The organism is Nocardioides sp. PD653-B2 (genome assembly GCF_002117935.1).
In the GTDB taxonomy this organism is placed as follows: Bacteria; Actinomycetota; Actinomycetes; order Propionibacteriales; family Nocardioidaceae; genus Nocardioides.
Map to the genome: position 1 here is coordinate 112,331 of NZ_BDJE01000036.1, position 15,984 is coordinate 128,314.

The 15,984-nt window shown below is 70.6% G+C and carries 16 protein-coding genes; 6 read left to right on the top strand and 10 right to left on the bottom strand.

From position 1 onward, the window contains the following. The first annotated feature begins 18 nt into the window (after positions 1-18). Positions 19-1,032, top strand: a complete 1,014-nt coding sequence (glpX, locus tag PD653B2_RS16300; RefSeq protein ID WP_085873440.1) for a class II fructose-bisphosphatase — start codon at positions 19-21, stop codon at positions 1,030-1,032. On the opposite strand, the gene PD653B2_RS16305 is transcribed toward glpX, so the two are convergent. Then, entirely contained in the window at positions 997-1,833 is an 837-nt protein-coding gene (locus PD653B2_RS16305) for an esterase/lipase family protein (RefSeq protein ID WP_133059041.1), read from the bottom strand. The two genes, glpX and PD653B2_RS16305, sit on opposite strands and share 36 nt — an antisense overlap. A 101-nt stretch (positions 1,834-1,934) precedes the next feature. Between PD653B2_RS16305 and PD653B2_RS16310 the strand changes: the two genes are divergently transcribed. Further along, positions 1,935-2,903: an alpha/beta fold hydrolase gene (locus PD653B2_RS16310; protein ID WP_089503990.1), complete on the top strand. Its 969-nt coding sequence runs from the start codon at positions 1,935-1,937 to the stop codon at positions 2,901-2,903. Positions 2,904-3,090: 187 nt separating this feature from the next. Here the strand turns inward: PD653B2_RS16310 and PD653B2_RS16315 are convergent, their stop codons facing one another. The 5 genes from PD653B2_RS16315 to PD653B2_RS16335 all read right to left on the bottom strand — a co-directional run bounded on the left by PD653B2_RS16315 (position 3,091) and on the right by PD653B2_RS16335 (position 8,201). Beyond that, the gene (locus PD653B2_RS16315) at positions 3,091-4,173 is read right to left on the bottom strand and encodes an ABC transporter ATP-binding protein (RefSeq protein ID WP_085873442.1); all 1,083 of its coding nucleotides are present in this window, start codon (positions 4,171-4,173) and stop codon (positions 3,091-3,093) included. A gap of 142 nt (positions 4,174-4,315) precedes the next feature. Continuing rightward, on the bottom strand, positions 4,316-5,374 hold the full coding sequence (locus PD653B2_RS16320) for an ABC transporter ATP-binding protein (protein ID WP_089503994.1): 1,059 nt from the start codon (positions 5,372-5,374) through the stop codon (positions 4,316-4,318). 6 nt (positions 5,375-5,380) lie between these two features. Continuing rightward, on the bottom strand, positions 5,381-6,160 hold the full coding sequence (locus tag PD653B2_RS16325) for an ABC transporter permease (RefSeq protein WP_085873444.1): 780 nt from the start codon (positions 6,158-6,160) through the stop codon (positions 5,381-5,383). Continuing rightward, entirely contained in the window at positions 6,160-6,981 is an 822-nt protein-coding gene (locus PD653B2_RS16330; RefSeq protein ID WP_085873445.1) for an ABC transporter permease, read from the bottom strand. The genes PD653B2_RS16325 and PD653B2_RS16330 overlap by 1 nt, the downstream gene beginning before the upstream one ends. Positions 6,982-7,070: 89 nt before the next feature. Beyond that, positions 7,071-8,201, bottom strand: coding sequence for an ABC transporter substrate-binding protein (locus PD653B2_RS16335; RefSeq protein WP_085873446.1), 1,131 nt, complete (start codon positions 8,199-8,201; stop codon positions 7,071-7,073). 157 nt (positions 8,202-8,358) lie between these two features. Here PD653B2_RS16335 and PD653B2_RS16340 point away from each other — a divergent pair, with 157 nt between their 5' ends. Next, a complete protein-coding gene (locus PD653B2_RS16340) occupies positions 8,359-10,065 on the top strand; it encodes a fumarate hydratase (RefSeq protein ID WP_085873447.1) in 1,707 nt (568 codons plus the stop codon). Positions 10,066-10,074: 9 nt separating this feature from the next. Here the strand turns inward: PD653B2_RS16340 and PD653B2_RS16345 are convergent, their stop codons facing one another. After that, positions 10,075-10,311: a hypothetical protein gene (locus tag PD653B2_RS16345; RefSeq protein ID WP_085873448.1), complete on the bottom strand. Its 237-nt coding sequence runs from the start codon at positions 10,309-10,311 to the stop codon at positions 10,075-10,077. Between the two features lie 96 nt (positions 10,312-10,407). Between PD653B2_RS16345 and PD653B2_RS16350 the strand changes: the two genes are divergently transcribed. From PD653B2_RS16350 to PD653B2_RS16360, 3 genes are all read left to right on the top strand, one after another. Continuing rightward, the gene (locus PD653B2_RS16350) at positions 10,408-10,680 is read left to right on the top strand and encodes a zf-TFIIB domain-containing protein (RefSeq protein ID WP_085873449.1); all 273 of its coding nucleotides are present in this window, start codon (positions 10,408-10,410) and stop codon (positions 10,678-10,680) included. Between the two features lie 79 nt (positions 10,681-10,759). Further along, a complete protein-coding gene (locus PD653B2_RS16355; RefSeq protein ID WP_085873467.1) occupies positions 10,760-11,443 on the top strand; it encodes a spermidine synthase in 684 nt (227 codons plus the stop codon). After that, a complete protein-coding gene (locus PD653B2_RS16360) occupies positions 11,440-12,828 on the top strand; it encodes a class II fumarate hydratase (RefSeq protein WP_085873450.1) in 1,389 nt (462 codons plus the stop codon). Before PD653B2_RS16355 ends, PD653B2_RS16360 begins: the two co-directional genes overlap by 4 nt. 111 nt (positions 12,829-12,939) lie before the next feature. Here PD653B2_RS16360 and PD653B2_RS16365 read toward each other — a convergent pair whose 3' ends face one another. The 3 genes from PD653B2_RS16365 to PD653B2_RS16375 form a co-directional block, all read right to left on the bottom strand. Further along, on the bottom strand, positions 12,940-13,587 hold the full coding sequence (locus PD653B2_RS16365; protein ID WP_085873451.1) for a lytic transglycosylase domain-containing protein: 648 nt from the start codon (positions 13,585-13,587) through the stop codon (positions 12,940-12,942). Between the two features lie 208 nt (positions 13,588-13,795). Then, positions 13,796-15,166: a PhoH family protein gene (locus PD653B2_RS16370; RefSeq protein WP_085873452.1), complete on the bottom strand. Its 1,371-nt coding sequence runs from the start codon at positions 15,164-15,166 to the stop codon at positions 13,796-13,798. A gap of 289 nt (positions 15,167-15,455) precedes the next feature. After that, a partial coding sequence (locus tag PD653B2_RS16375; protein WP_242665310.1) for a methyl-accepting chemotaxis protein occupies positions 15,456-15,984 on the bottom strand: 529 nt, incomplete at its 5' end.

A 15,984-nucleotide genomic window follows, 5' to 3' on the forward strand; every position in this document is an offset into this window, starting at 1 on the left:
TCCCGGTAGAGTCCGAGCATGGATCGACTGTCGCCAGCCCCGGAGTCCCCCGACCGCAACCTGGCGCTGGAGCTGGTCCGCGTGACCGAGGCCGCCGCGATGGCCGCCGGGCGCTGGGTCGGCCGGGGCGACAAGAACGGCGCGGACGGCGTCGCGGTGAACGCGATGCGCGTGATGATCTCGACGATCGGCATGAACGGCACCGTCGTCATCGGTGAGGGCGAGAAGGACAACGCCCCCATGCTCTACAACGGCGAGCAGGTGGGCGACGGCACCGGACCCGAGTGCGACGTCGCGGTCGACCCGATCGACGGCACCACCCTCACCGCCAAGGGCATGACCAACGCCGTGTCGGTGCTGGCCGTGTCGCCGCGCGGCTCGATGTACGACCCGTCGGCCGTCTTCTACATGGAGAAGCTCGTCACCGGGCACGAGGCCGCGGACGTCGTGGACATCCGCTACCCGGTCGCCGAGAACATCCACCAGGTCGCCAAGGCCAAGGGCAAGAACCCGTCCGACGTCACGGTCGTCCTCCTCGACCGGCCCCGGCACGCAGCGCTCGTCGACGAGATCCGGGCGACCGGCGCGATGATCAAGTTCATCACCGACGGCGACGTCGCGGGCGCGATCATGGCCGCGCGGCACGAGACCGGCATCGACCTGCTGCTCGGCATCGGCGGCACGCCCGAAGGCATCATCACCGCCTGCGCGATGAAGTCGCTGGGCGGCGTGATCCAGGGCCGGCTCTGGCCGCAGGACGACGACGAGCGCCAGAAGGCCCTCGACGCGGGCCACGTCCTCGACCCCGACCACGTGCTCAGCACCGACGACCTGGTCACCGGCGACGACTGCTTCTTCGTCGCGACCGGCATCACCGACGGAGAGCTGATGCGGGGCGTGCGCTACCGCGCCGGTGGCGCGACCACCCACTCGCTGGTGATGCGCTCGCGCAGTGGCACGATCCGCTCCATCACCTCGGAGCACCAGCTGCAGAAGCTACGCGCTTTCGCCGCGATCGACTTCGACAGCTGAGAGAGCGGCGTTGCGCACCAGCGCACCGTTGACCTCGTCGATCACCCGCGGGTCCCACGCCATCCCGAGGTGGGAGGCGCGCACCTCGACCGGCACGGCCAGCGGGTCGACACAGGCCTTCCAGTCGACGATGCCGTCGCGCTTGGAGTAGATCGCGGTGAAGCCGACGCCGGCCGGCATCGGCTGCCGGCTCTCGCCGAAGCTCTGCTGCGCACACGCGCCGCCGACACACTCCTCCGACATCAGGCCGGGCACGCCGGCCTTGCTGAGCCGGACCAGGAGGTCGACGCTCGCGCGCAGGGAGAGGTGGTGGGCGCCGGGTGCCAGCATCGGGCTGCCGAGGGTGACGATGTTGGAGACCAGGTCGGGGCGGCGTACGGCGACGCCCCGCGCGAGCATGCCGCCCAGGCTGTGGCCGACGACCTGGACGCGGGAGCCGCGGCGCATCGCGATCGACTCGAGACGCGCCTCGAGCTGGGCCGCGGCGCCCCGCGTACAGCCGACGTTGGCGTGGATGTGGGAGCGGTAGGTGCGGAAGCCCTGGGCACGCAGGGCACGGGACATCAGGGCGAGGGTGCCGTCGCCGGCGAGGAAGCCCGGCACCAGGATCACCGGGTCGCCCAGGCGGGAGCCGGTGCGGGAGGCGTACGGCGTGCCGCGACGGGCGCGGCGGTCGCCGGCGGCCCGCAGTGCGTAGCGCCCGAACTCGGCCACCGCGCTCCGCTCGCGCAGCACGGCGCCCGGCGAGGGGCACTCGAAGCCTGTCGGCAGCAGGAACTCCGCCAGCGAAGAGGACGTCACGTCCGTCACGCTACGTCGTGTCACCACGAAATCGCCTGCAATACGGCCATCTGGTGTCCCCTTCGTCCCGGCGATCCCTCGGCACCTGATTGACTGGATCGGTGCCCCCACGTTCCCGACGTACCCGCGCCGAGGTCGGCGAAACGCCTGCACCCACCGAGGTAGCGCAGGTCCAGACGTCCGACGAGCTCTTCTCGCCGGTCGGTCGCGGCATCGAGCTCTGCTACCAGACCTTCGGCGATCCGGACGACGACCCGCTGCTGCTGGTGATGGGTCTGGGCGGCCCGATGAACTGGTGGGACCCGGACCTGTGCCGCGCCCTGGCCCGGCGGGGGTTCTACGTGATCCGCTACGACAACCGCGACACGGGGCGCTCGACCGTGCTCGACGGCCGGGTCAGCCGGACCACGCTGCTGCGCGCCTTCGCCGGCGCCCGCACCCGGGTGCCCTACGGCCTCGCCGACCTGGCCGAGGACGCCTTCGGCCTGCTCGACCACCTCGGCCTGGAGTCGGCGCACGTCGTGGGCGTCTCGATGGGCGGCATGATCGCCCAGACGATGGCGATCGCCCGGCCCGGGCGGGTGCGCTCGCTGACCAGCGTCATGTCGACGACCGGCAAGCGGACCGTGGGGTGGCTGCACCCCTCCCTCTTCCCCGCCATGCTGGCCGGGCGCAAGCCGGGCCGCGCGGCGTACGTGAGGTCGAGCGCCGAGTTCTGGAAGATGATCGGCTCGCCCGGCTACCCGCAGACGGCCGAGCAGGTCGAGAGGCGGGCCGCCGAGACCTACGACCGCGGGGTCAGCGTCAACGGAGTCGCCCGCCACATGCTCGCGGTGATCACGCAGCCCAACCGCGGTCAACGGCTGCGCAGCGTGCGCGTGCCGACCCTGGTCGTGCACGGCCTGGCGGACAAGATGGTCCACCCCTCCGGCGGCCGGGCGACCGCGGCCGCCGTGCCCGGCGCCGAGCTGCTGCTCATCGACGGCATGGGCCACGACCTGCCCCCGGACCTCTTCGAGACCTTCGTCGCCGCCATCCGGCGCAACGCCGATCGGGCCGAGCGGAGCTGAGGGGGCAGCGGCGCGTCGGCTCCGCCAGATCGGGCAAGCCCGCGGCCGGAACGAAGCCGCGACAGGCGTGTCGAAATCCGGTGGGACGACACAGGGCGGCGACCACGTGTCGTGGTCACCGCCCTGCGTACGCTTCCGGGGTTTCGAGACGGTTGCTGCGCAACCTCCTCAACCACCGGTGGGTTGACTAATCGGAGAGGCGCGCTCCGGTCGCGGTGTCGAACACGTGCACGTTCGCCGGGTCGGTCGTGACGTGGATCGTCTCGCCCTTCTGCACGTGGTCGCGGCCGTTGACGCGGATGATGATGTTGTTCGGGGTGCCCTCGACACCACTGGTGCCGTAGACGAACGCGTCGGAGCCGAGGTCCTCGACGACCGTCACCTTGACCGGCAGGCCCTCCTGGCTGTTGCCGACGATGCGCCACGCCTCGGGGCGGACCCCGACGGTGATGTCGCCCTCCATCTTCTTGGACGCCATCGGGTCGACCGGCACGAGGTAGTCGCCGATCTGCGCCTGGCCGTCCTTGGCGTGCGCCTCGAGGAGGTTCATCGCCGGGGAGCCGATGAAGCCGGCCACGAACAGGTTGACGGGCCGGTCGTAGAGGCCCAGGGGGGTGTCGACCTGCTGGAGGTAGCCGTCCTTCATGACCGCCACCCGGTCGCCCATCGTCATCGCCTCGACCTGGTCGTGGGTGACGTAGACGGTGGTGACACCGAGGTCGGCCTGCAGCTTGGCGATGTCGGTGCGGGTCTGCACGCGCATCTTCGCGTCGAGGTTCGACAACGGCTCGTCCATGCAGAAGACCTGCGGCTGACGGACGATCGCGCGGCCCATCGCGACCCGCTGGCGCTGGCCGCCGGAGAGCGCCTTCGGCTTGCGGTCGAGGTACTCGGTCAGGCCGAGGATCTTCGCGGCGTCGTTGACCCGCCGGTTGCGCTCGTCGGTGGGGATCTTCGCCATCTTGAGGGCGAAGGCCATGTTGTCCGCGACGGACATGTGCGGGTAGAGCGCGTAGTTCTGGAACACCATCGCGATGTCCCGGTCCTTCGGCGGCATGTTGGTGATGTCGCGGTCGCCGATGAAGATCCTCCCCTTGTTGACCTCCTCCAGCCCGGCGAGCATCCGCAGGGTGGTGGACTTCCCGCAACCGGAGGGACCGACGAGGACCATGAACTCCCCGTCGCCGATCTCCAGGGAGATCCCCGGGACGGCTGGCTTGTCAGCACCGGGGTACCAGCGCTGCGCCTCTTCGAACCTGACTGTGGCCATGCTTCAACAACTCCTTCACCGGCAGGTACGTGCCGGACGATCCGTCGTAAAGGTGAGCGCAGTCACAGTAGCGTGTCACCCGAGGATGTGGAGCCACCGTCCGGTGGCGGAGATCCGACGGGAGTACGTCGCGCCGCGCAGATCAGTCGGCGACGACGAGGACCGGGGACGGGTCGATCCCGACCGCGACCCGCTCCCCCACGGTGAGAGTCAGGGCCTCCGTGCTCGCGAGCTGGGCGAGCAGGAGGGTGCCGTCGTCGAGCGCGAGGGTCGCGCGCGACACCGGACCGAGGAAGGCCACCGACACGACGGTGGCGTGTCCGGCGGCGTCGGGCCTCAACCGCAGCGACTCCGGGCGTACGAGCGCCAGGCCCGACGGCGTCGCCGAACCCGGCAGGATCGGGAGCGAGGTGCCGAGCACGTCGGCCCGGCCGTCGACGACCCGCGCGGGCATGCGGTTGCTCAGCCCGACGAACGCGCCGACGAAGGGCGTCGCCGGGGCGTCGTACAGCTCGGCGGGCGTGGCGATCTGGTCGAGCCGGCCCGCGTTCATCACGCCGACCCGGTCGGCCACGGCGAGCGCCTCCTCCTGGTCGTGGGTGACGAAGAGCGTGGTGGTGCCGACGTCGAGCTGGATCCGGCGGATCTCGTCGCGCAGCTGCACCCGGACCTTGGCGTCGAGGGCGGAGAGCGGCTCGTCGAGGAGGAGCACCGACGGCTCGATCGCCAACGCCCGGGCGAGGGCGACGCGCTGCTGCTGACCACCGGAGAGCTGGTTGGCGTAGCGGTCCTTCTGAGTGCCGAGGCCGACCAGGTCGAGCATGTCGGCGGCCCGGGTGCGGCGCTCGGCGCGGGACCGCCCGCGCAGCTTGAGGCCGAACGCCACGTTGTCGAGGACCGTGAGGTGCGGGAAGAGGCTGTAGGCCTGGAAGACCATCCCCATGTCGCGCTTGTTGGCCGGCACCCGGCTGAGGTCCTTGCCGCCCACCGTGATCGTGCCGGCGTCCTGGCGTTCGAGACCGGCCAGGATCCGCAGCGCCGTGGTCTTGCCGCAGCCCGACGGGCCCAGCAGCACCACGAGCTCGCCGGGCTCCAGGTGCAGGTCGAGCCCGTCGAGGGCGTGCACGTCGCCGTAGAACCGGCGCAGGCCGGTCATCTCGACGGCGAGCCCGCGGGTGGTCTCGGTGGCGGTGTCGGACATCGACATCTACTTCCCTCCGGAGTGGTGGCGGCGGCGGTCGAGGAACGACAGCAGGACCAGCAGGAGCGCGGCGAACAGCAGCGAGGCGAGCGCCGCCGCCATGGACTCGGGCGCGTCGGCCTTGTTGATGAAGACGATCACGACCGGCAACGTGTTGTAGTGCGACAGCGAGGCGATGGTGAACTCACCCAGCACCAGGGCAACCGCGATGAAGGCGCCGCCGAGGACGCCCGGCCAGATGTTGGGCAGGATCACCCGGGTGATGACGGTGAACCAGCTCGCGCCGAGCGACCGGGCCGCCTCGGCGAGGGTGGTGGCGTCGAGCGACCCGAGCGAGGCGTCGATCGCGCGGTAGGAGTACGGCAGCACCAGCACGACGTACACGAAGGCGAGCGTGAGCGGCGAGTCGCCGACCAGGTAGTTGACCCAGGCGTAGACGTTCTTCATGCCGACGAGGATCACCAGCGCGGGGATGGTGAGCGGGAGCAGACAGAGGAACTCGACGAGGCGGGTGGCCCGCGGGACCCGCAGCTTGACCCAGATCATGGTCGGCACCAGCAGCACCACCATGCCCACGACCGTGAGCACGGCCAGCAGCAGCGACGTGGTGATCGCCTCGGTCATCGTCGGGTCCTGGGCGAGCGCCCGCCAGGCCGCGAGGCTGCGCTCCCGGGTGAGCGGGTCCTTCGTGCTGAAGTTGAGCAGGGCCGCGAGCGGGATCAGGAAGTAGGTCGCGAACGCGATCAGCAGGATCCAACGGGTGACGCGCCAGGCCGCGGCGCTCATCACAGCCACCGCGACGTGCGCTTGAGCAGCCACGCGTAGAGGGACATCACGAGGGCGACCACGACGACCATCTCGAGGGCCAGCGCGAAGCCGAAGTTCCGCTGGCCGAGGAGGACCTCGCTGGTGAGCGAGTTCCGGATCAGCAGCGGAGTGATGAACGAGCCCTGCGAGATCAGGGCCGCGGCCGTGGCGTAGGCCGCGAACGCGTTGGCGAACAGCAGCAGGGCCGAGCCCAGGAAGGCCGGGCGGAGCAGCGGGAACGCGACCTGGGTCCAGTACTGCCGGGTCGTCGCGCCGAGGTTGACCGCCGCCTCGCGCCACTGCGGCTGCAGCCCTTCGAGGGCCGGCAGGAAGACGATGACCATCAGCGGGATCTGGAAGTAGGTGTAGACGAGCACCAGCCCGCGCATCCCGTAGAGCCACGGGACGCCGCTCTCCTCGGTGCCGAGGGTGTCCGCGAGCACCTGCGTGAGCAGTCCGTTGAAGCCGAGCGTGGCCATCCACGCGAAGGCGAGGGTGACGCCGCCGAACTGCGCCAGGACCCCGCAGACCGCGGTCACGACGCGGCGGATGATGTTGGTCGGTGGCGCCGTGACGACCAGGTAGGCCAGGAGGGCACCGAGCACCGCGCCGAGGGCCGCCGACGAGAACGACAGCACCAGGCTGTTCTTCAGCGCGGTGAGCGCGGTGTCGTCACCGAGGAGCCGGATCTTCGTCAGCGAGTAGCCGCCGTCGTCGTCCCGGAACGCACCGACCGCCACCGTGATGGTCGGGATGACCAGGAAGACGAAGACGTAGACGAGGAAGGGCAGCAGGCCCACGGACGGGCCGATCCGGAAGGAGCGGCCCGTCCGTGGTTCCGCTGCGGGGCCCGCCGTGGGCCCGGCGAGCGGGGCTGTGTCCGACACGCTCAGCCGACGGCCTTGGCCCAGTTGTCGGCGAGGTACGCCGCCATCGCCTCCGTCTGCTCGTTGGTCGGGATGACGGGCGTGCCCGACACCTCCGGCAACGCGTCGTACAGCGTCTTGTCGATCGTGCCGGCCTCGACCATCGCGTCGGCGCGCACGGGGCGTGCCCCGCCCGCGAGCCAGAGGTTCTGGCCCTCGTCGCTGTAGAGGAACTCCTCCCAGAGCCGGGCGGCCGCGGGGTGCGGGGCGTCGGCGTTGATCGCCTGGAAGTAGTAGCCGGCGATCGGCGCGTCCTCGGGCACCCACACCTTCCAGCCGTCGACCTTGGCGGACTCGGCGGCGTTCAGGTAGTCCCAGTCGATGACGACGGGCGTCTGGCCGGACTCGATCGTCGCGGAGGTCGGGTCGACCGGCAGGAAGTTGCCGGCGTCGTTCAGCTTCGCGAAGAAGTCCACGCCCGGCTTGATGTCGTCGGCCGAGCCGCCGTTCGCGACCGAGGCCATGACGACGCCGCTGAAGGCGGCGCCGGCTGCGGTCGGGTCGCCGTTGAGGGCGACCTTGCCCTTGAAGTCGGACCCGAGCAGGTCGTCCAGGGACGTGATGTCCGGGACCTCGTTGGAGTTGTAGCCCACGGACATGAAGCCGCCGTAGTCGTTGACCCAGGCGCCGTTCGGGTCCTTGAACTCGGCCGGGATGTCACCGAAGGTCTCGACCTGGTACGGCGCGAACATCTCCGTGTTGGCGAGAGCCACGGACTGGCCGAGGTCGAACACGTCGGGCGCGCGGTCGGAGCCCGCGAGCTGGGTGGCGGCGTTGATCTCGTCCTGGCTCGCCCCGTCGGGCTGGTCGGACGTGATGTCGATGTCGTACTTGTCCTCGAACGCCTTGATGATGTTGCCGTAGTTGGCCCAGTCGGGCGGCAGGGCGATGACGTTGAGCTTGCCCTCCGCCTCCGCGGCCTTGACCAGCGCGTCCATGCCGCCGAAGTCCTCCGCGGAGGTGGCGGTCTTGGCGTCGACTCCGCCGCTGTCGTTGTTGCTGCTGCTGTTGTCGTCTGCCGGCGGCCCGCAGGCTGCGAGGGTCGTGGCCGCAGCCAGGGCGACCAGGGTGACGAGCGATCTGCGTACCAACACGTGGAACCTCCCTGAAAGAGGCGCTCGATGCGCCTCGCGGACCCTCCCGAATGAAGCCGACTCGGACGTTACCCCCAGTTGGCCCCCGTCGGGCACCAGAATGAAGGGCTGGGGTGGCGAGTCTCCTCGGCGTGGTCGCGGCGTAGTCTGAGCGGCCGTGGCGAACGATCCCGAGTTCCGATACTCCGACCTGCTCCCGACCGGCCCCGACGACACGCCGTACCGGCTGGTGACGACGGAGGGGGTCTCGACCTTCGAGGCGAACGGCCGGACGTTCCTGCAGGTGTCCCCGGAGGCGATCCAGCGGCTCACCGCCGAGGCGATGCACGACATCAGCCACTACCTGCGGCCGGCCCACCTCGCCCAGCTGCGCAAGATCATCGACGACCCCGAGGCGTCCGGCAACGACCGCTTCGTCGCGCTCGACCTGCTCAAGAACGTCAACATCTCCGCGGGCGGCGTGCTGCCGATGTGCCAGGACACGGGCACCGCGATCGTGATGGGCAAGAAGTCCGAGGGCGTGCTCACCGGGGCCGACGACGGCGAGGCGATCTCGCGCGGCGTGTACGACGCCTACACGAAGCTCAACCTGCGCTACTCGCAGCTCGCGCCGCTGACGACGTACGACGAGAAGAACACCGGCACCAACCTGCCCGCGCAGATCGAGCTCTACTCGACGCCCGGCGCGCCCGGCAAGGCTCCCGAGTACAAGTTCCTCTTCATGGCCAAGGGCGGCGGCTCGGCGAACAAGTCGTTCCTCTTCCAGGAGACGAAGGCGATCTTGAACCCGACGCGGATGCTGCAGTTCCTCGACGAGAAGATCCGCTCGCTCGGCACGGCCGCGTGCCCGCCGTACCACCTCGCGGTCGTCATCGGCGGCACGTCGGCGGAGTTCGCGCTGAAGACCGCGAAGTACGCCTCGGCCCACTACCTCGACAACCTGCCGACGTCGGGATCCCTGTCGGCACACGGGTTCCGCGACCTCGAGCTGGAGGAGGAGGTCTTCAAGCTGACCCAGTCCTTCGGGATCGGGGCGCAGTTCGGCGGCAAGTACTTCTGCCACGACGTGCGCGTCGTCCGGCTCCCCCGCCACGGCGCCTCGTGCCCGGTCGCGATCGCCGTGTCGTGCTCGGCCGACCGCCAGGCGCTCGGCAAGATCACCGCCGAGGGCGTCTTCCTCGAGCAGCTCGAGACCGACCCGGCGCACTACATGCCCGAGGCCGGCATCGCCGACGACATCGCCGGCGGCGAGGTCGTGCCGATCGACCTCAACCGCCCGATGGCCGACATCCTCGCCGAGCTGTCCCGCCACCCCGTGAAGACCCGCCTGTCGCTGACCGGCCCGCTGGTCGTCGCGCGCGACATCGCGCACGCGAAGATCAAGGAGCGGCTCGACGCCGGCGAGGAGATGCCGTCGTACCTCCGCGACCACCCGGTCTACTACGCCGGGCCCGCGAAGACCCCGGACGGCATGGCGTCGGGCTCGTTCGGGCCGACGACCGCCGGGCGGATGGACTCCTACGTCGAGCAGTTCCAGGCCGCGGGCGGGTCGAAGGTGATGCTCGCCAAGGGCAACCGCTCCAAGCAGGTGACCGAGGCGTGCGGCACGCACGGTGGCTTCTACCTCGGCTCGATCGGCGGCCCCGCCGCGCGCCTCGCCCAGGACTGCATCAAGTCGGTGTCGGTCCTGGAGTACGAGGAGCTCGGCATGGAGGCGGTCTGGAAGATCGAGGTCGAGGACTTCCCGGCCTTCATCGTCGTCGACGACAAGGGCAACGACTTCTTCACCGACCCCGGCGGCACGGTGACCGTGCCGCTGAGCTCGCTCGCCGGGGGCGGCCTCCGGGTGCGCTCGGCGGAGTAGCCGCGCGGATCAGCCCGTCGTCTCGACGTCGGCCTTGTCCGGCTGGTGGCCGGGGTCCGGGTCGTTGGTCGGCGCCTCGGGTCCGGTGGGGCCCTCGTCGACCGTGCCGCTCTCCGCCGGGGGAGCTCCCGCAACGGAGTCCTCGGGCGAGATCTCCGTGCCGGGTTCGCCGAAGCTGGCGACCTCCGAGACCTGGCCCCTCTCGTCGTCGGGACGGCGGCGGTGCTTGCCCCGGTAGGGCGCCATGGTTCCTCCTGCAGGTGTGAGTGTCGCAACGTCGTACCCCGGAACCGTGCGGTCGACTCACCCGTTCAGACCAGTAGGCGACGAGAGGAACGACACATGCTTTGCCCGACCGATGGAACCGCGCTGACGATGAGCGAGCGCAGCGGGATCGAGATCGACTACTGCCCGACCTGCCGCGGCGTGTGGCTCGACCGCGGTGAGCTGGACAAGATCCTCGAGCGGTCCTTGAGCCAGCCGGGCGCGCCGGCGCCCGCAGCGCCCGCGCCGTCCTGGGACCGCGGCCAGCAGGGCTACCACCAGCCCAGCCAGCCGCAGGGCCACTACCGCAAGAAGCGCAAGGAGAGCTGGCTCAGCGAGCTCTTCGACTGACCCCGCGACACGACGCCGTGCGGTGGTCGCCGGAGCGACCGGTGCGCAGGACGCCCGCGACGTCGGCGAGGATGGGCCCGTGGAGTACGTCGAGATAGCCCGCGCCGAGTCCGAGCGCGGAGAGCTGGTGCTACGCGAGCGCCGGTCGGAGCGCGCGCCGTCCTCGCTGGAGCTGCGGTCGAACGGCGTCTTCGTGATGGACACCCTCGAGGTCAGCACCGAGCGGGCGCTCGCGACCGCGGCCCTCGAGCTGGTCGACGACCCGCGGGCGGTCGTGGTCGGCGGGCTGGGCCTCGGCTACACCATGCACGAGGTGCTGTCCGACCACCGCGTCGAGAAGTGCCGGGTGGTCGAGATCGAGCCCGCGCTGGTCGAGTGGATGCGCGACGGCACGATCCCGCACGGGCCGGCCCTGCTGGCCGACGCGCGGGTCGGCGTGGTCGTCGCCGACATCGCCGTCGCGCTCGCCGAGGCAGCGCCCGCGTCGTACGACCTGATCCTGCTGGACGTCGACAACGGCCCGGGCTACCTGGTCCACGACGTGAACGCCGAGCTCTACCGGGCGCCGTTCCTCGAGACCGCCCGCGCGGTGCTGCGCCCCGGCGGCGTGCTCGTCATCTGGTCGGCCGACGAGGCGCCCGAGCTCGCGGAGGTCCTGGAGACCGTGTTCGGCGCCGCGGAGGGCCGGCCGTACGACGTGCTGCTCCAGGACCGCGACGAGCAGTACTGGCTCTACGCCGCGCGGGTACCGTCCACGGCATGAGCGAGTTCCGTACCGAGCACGACAGCATGGGCGACGTCCAGGTCCCCCGAGACGCGGCCTGGCGGGCCCAGACCCAGCGCGCCGTCGAGAACTTCCCGATCAGCGGCACCCCGATCGAGCCGGCGCTGGTGCACGCGATCGGCCGGGTGAAGGCCGCCGCCGCCCGGGTGAACGGCGAGCTCGGCATCCTCACCCCCGAGCGCGCGGACGCGATCGTCGCCGCCGCGACCGCGGTGGTCGACGGTGAGCACGACGCCGAGTTCCCGATCGACGTCTTCCAGACCGGGTCGGGCACCAGCTCGAACATGAACGCCAACGAGGTGATCGCCACCCTCGCCGGCCGGGCCGGGACCGACGTGCACCCCAACGACCACGTCAACGCCAGCCAGTCGAGCAACGACACCTTCCCGACCGCGATCCACGTCGCGGCGACCCTCGCCGTCACCGGCGACCTGCTGCCGGCCCTCGACGTGCTGGCGACCAGCCTGGAGGCGAAGGCCGAGGAGTTCGCCGGCATCGTGAAGTCCGGGCGCACCCACCTGATGGACGCGACCCCGGTGATGCTCGGCCAGGAGTTCGGCGGTTACGCCGCCACGGTCCGCTACGCGGCCGAGCGGCTCGAGTCCGTGCTCCCCCGGGTCCGCGAGCTCCCCCTGGGCGGGACGGCCGTCGGCACCGGCATCAACACCCCGCCCGGCTTCGCCGAGCGGGTGATCGGCGTGCTCGCCGAGACGACCGGCCAGGAGTTCACCGAGGCCCGCGACCACTTCGAGGCCCAGGGCACGCGCGACTCGCTCGTCGAGCTCAGCGGGGTGCTGAGGACGGTCGCGGTCGGCCTGATCAAGATCTGCAACGACCTGCGCTGGATGTCGTCGGGCCCGACCACGGGACTGGCCGAGATCCACCTGCCCGACCTGCAGCCGGGGTCGAGCATCATGCCCGGCAAGGTCAACCCGGTGCTGCCGGAGGCGACGCTGATGGTCTGCTTCCAGGTGATCGGCAACGACGCCGCGGTCACCGCCGCCGGCGCGAGCGGCAGCTTCGAGCTCAACGTCGCGATGCCGGTCATCGCCCGCAACGTGCTCGAGTCGGTGCGGCTGCTGTCGACGTCGAGCGTGCTGCTGGCCGAGCGCTGCGTCGACGGCATCACGCCGAACACCGAGCGGATGCGCGCCTACGCCGAGTCGTCGCCGTCGGTCGTCACGCCGCTGAACAAGTACGTCGGCTACGAAGCTGCCGCGAAGATCGCCAAGCAGGCGCTCGCCGACGGGGCGACGATCCGGGACACCGTCGTACGACTGGGCTACGTCGAGCGCGGCGAGCTCACCGAGGAGCAGCTGGACGAGGCCCTCGACGTCGCCGCGATGACCCGGCCCCGCGGGTGAGCTCGCGAGCCCGCGGATCAGGCCGGGTGGTCGAGTAGCGCCGCGGCTGAGGAACGAAGCCGCGAGGCGCGTCGCTCGACCACCATCAGCGGGCCCGGTGACGGGTCCCGCTCAGTAGAACCCGGACGACTCGGAGTGCGCCCAGGCGGCGCAGGGGCTGCCGTAGCGGTCCTGGATGTAGCCGAGGCCCCAGGTGATCTGGGTGACCGGGTTGGTGGCCCAGTCGGCGCCGGCGGAGGCCATCTTGGAGCCGGGCAGCGCCTGCGGGATGCCGTAGGCGGAGGACGACGGGTTGTCGGCGCTGGGGTTCCAGCCACTCTCCCGCGTCCACAGCGAGTCGAGGCAGCCGAACTGGTCGGCGGAGAAGCCGAACCGCGGGAGCAGGGCCCGGGCGATCTCGCGCGGGTCGCCCTGGGCGATGTCGACGGTGTGGGTCGCGGCCGGCCCGTCGGAGACCGACAGTGCGGCCTTCTTCGCCGGGTCGGCGGCGGCGCGCCGGTCGAAGGACCGCGACACCGCGGGCTCACGCTCGGCGATCCGGTCGCTGGTGACCGGCGACGTGACGGTGGCCCCCAGGTCCTCGGCGGCGTTGCTGACGCTCGCCGGAGAGCTCAGCAGGCCACCGGAGATCGCGACACCCGTCGCGGCGACGGCCACCGACGACATGACCACGGTGTTCCGCAACGCCTTCTTCGGCGCTGCGGTGATCGAGGTCGGTGCAGCACGGTGCTTGGGGACGTAGTTGGCGTGTTTCGACAAGGGCTCGCAGCTCGGGTAGACGACAGTGCAGGTCCTTCGGGGATCAGACGAGACTGGACGACGCCCGAGGTCGGCAGGTCACGAAAAGATCACGGCCACCCTGCCTGACGGAGGAGGAGCGTGCAAACCGAACGGCCGTATCGATCCGGCGAGTCTCGTCACACGACACCTCCCCCGTCACGGCAGTCACAGGGGCCTCATCAGCACCTCAGACGGTCACGTTCTCCAGCATCTCGGTGACCAGCGCGGCGATCGGCGACCGCTCGGAGCGGGTCAGCGTGACGTGCGCGAACAGCGGGTGGCCCTTGAGCTTCTCGATGACCGCGACCACGCCGTCGTGCCGCCCGACGCGCAGGTTGTCGCGCTGGGCGACATCGTGGGTGAGCACCACCTTGGAGTTGGCCCCGATCCGGGACAGCACCGTGAGCAGCACGTTGCGCTCGAGCGACTGCGCCTCGTCGACGATGACGAAGGCGTCGTGCAGCGAACGACCACGGATGTGGGTCAGCGGCAGCACCTCGAGCATGCCCCGGTCGAGGATCTCGTCGATGACGTCCTTGGAGGTCATCGCACCGAGCGTGTCGAAGACCGCCTGGCCCCACGGCGACATCTTCTCCGACTCGGAGCCGGGCAGGTAGCCGAGCTCCTGGCCGCCCACGGCGAACAGGGGACGGAAGACGACGACCTTCTTGTGCTGACGGCGCTCCATCACCGCCTCGAGGCCGGCGCACAGCGCCATCGCGGACTTGCCGGTGCCGGCTCGCCCACCCAGGGAGACGATCCCGATGTCGGGGTCGAGCAGCATCTCCAGCGCGATCCGCTGCTCGGCGGAGCGACCGTGGATGCCGAACGCCTCCCGGTCGCCGCGAACCAGGTGGACCTGCTTGTCGGGTCCGACCCGACCCAGGGCGGTGCCCCGCTCGGAGAGCAGCACCAGGCCCTGGTGGCAGGGCAGCTGGCGCGCCGACTCCAGGTCGAGGACGCCGTCGTCGTACAGCTCGTCGAGGTCGGCGGCCGCGACCTCGAGCTCGGCCATGCCGGTGTAGCCGGTGTCGGAGTCGCTGATCGCCTCCGCGCGGTACTCCTGCGCGTCGAGGCCCACCGCGGACGCCTTGATCCGCAGCGGCAGGTCCTTGGAGACCAGCGTGACGTCGAAGCCCTCGTTCGCGAGGTTGCGCGCCACCGCCAGGATGCGGGTGTCGTTGTCGCCGAGCCGGAAGCCGGACGGCAGGGACTCGGCGTCGGTGTGGTTGAGCTCGACGCGCAGGGTCCCGCCCTCGTCGCCGACGGCGACCGGCTCGTCGAGCCGGCCGTGCTCCACCCGGAGCTCGTCCAGCATGCGCAGCGCGGAGCGAGCGAAGAAGCCCAGCTCGGGGTGGTGACGCTTGCCCTCCAGCTCGGTGATCACCACGACCGGCAGCACGACCTCGTGCTCGGCGAACCGCCGGATCGACCCCGGGTCGGCCAGCAGCACGCTGGTGTCCAGGACGTAGGTGCGGACACCTGGCGCCGTGGCTCTGGCACGAGCCGTCTTGGTGGAGCTGGAGGCGGAGCGCTGCGACTTCTGGGCCTGCGGCACGGTGACACCCCTTCGCGGACCGGTGCGCGCACTCGTCGCCCCGGCCGTTTGTCAAGCAGACGGACCGGAACGTGCCCGAGCGCCGGAGTGCCGGCTCCCGTGCGCGCAGCACCGGGGCTGCTGCCCCAGATGATGCGCTGTGCAGTCGTGAGTGATCACGAACGGGCCTCCCGATACGAGCGGCTTCCCCACCCCTCGTTACCTACGGAAAGTACGCCGCAGAGGTGGCTGAATTGCGCGACACGCCCGGACGCGCGGGTGAACGTCATCTGTCCGTGACGCGCGTGCGTCAGCGGGTGACGAAGCGACCGACCTCCGCACGCAGCTGCTGCGACATCTTGGCCAGCTCCTCGATCGCGGACAACGTCTGGTTGACCGCCTGGGTGGTGCCGTCGGCGGCCGCCGACACGCCCGCGATGTTCACCGCGATCTCACCCGAACCGGCCGAGGCCTCACCCACGTTGCGCGCCATCTCGTTCGTCGTCGCCGTCTGCTCCTCCACCGCCGAAGCGATCGTGAGCTGGTAGTCGTTGATCGAGGTGATGATCGCCGCGATCTCCCCGATCGCCGCCACCGCACCAGCCGTGTCCCCCTGGATCGCCTCCACCCGACGCGCGATGTCCTCGGTGGCCCGAGCGGTCTCCTGCGCAAGCTCCTTGACCTCGTTGGCCACCACCGCGAACCCCTTGCCCGCCTCACCCGCCCGAGCAGCCTCGATCGTCGCGTTCAACGCCAACAAGTTCGTCTGCTCCGCGATCGAGGTGATCACCTTGACCACGTTGCCGATCTCCTGACTGCTCGTGCCGAGCTTGGCCACC

Bases quoted from the DNA above. Each gene is read 5' to 3' on its own strand.
- glpX (WP_085873440.1), top strand. From the start codon at position 19: ATGGATCGACTGTCGCCAGCCCCGGAGTCCCCCGACCGCAACCTGGCG.
- PD653B2_RS16315 (WP_085873442.1), bottom strand. From the start codon at position 4,173: ATGGCCACAGTCAGGTTCGAAGAGGCGCAGCGCTGGTACCCCGGTGCT.
- PD653B2_RS16320 (WP_089503994.1), bottom strand. From the start codon at position 5,374: ATGTCCGACACCGCCACCGAGACCACCCGCGGGCTCGCCGTCGAGATG.
- PD653B2_RS16325 (WP_085873444.1), bottom strand. From the start codon at position 6,160: ATGAGCGCCGCGGCCTGGCGCGTCACCCGTTGGATCCTGCTGATCGCG.
- PD653B2_RS16345 (WP_085873448.1), bottom strand. From the start codon at position 10,311: ATGGCGCCCTACCGGGGCAAGCACCGCCGCCGTCCCGACGACGAGAGG.
- PD653B2_RS16350 (WP_085873449.1), top strand. From the start codon at position 10,408: ATGCTTTGCCCGACCGATGGAACCGCGCTGACGATGAGCGAGCGCAGC.
- PD653B2_RS16360 (WP_085873450.1), top strand. From the start codon at position 11,440: ATGAGCGAGTTCCGTACCGAGCACGACAGCATGGGCGACGTCCAGGTC.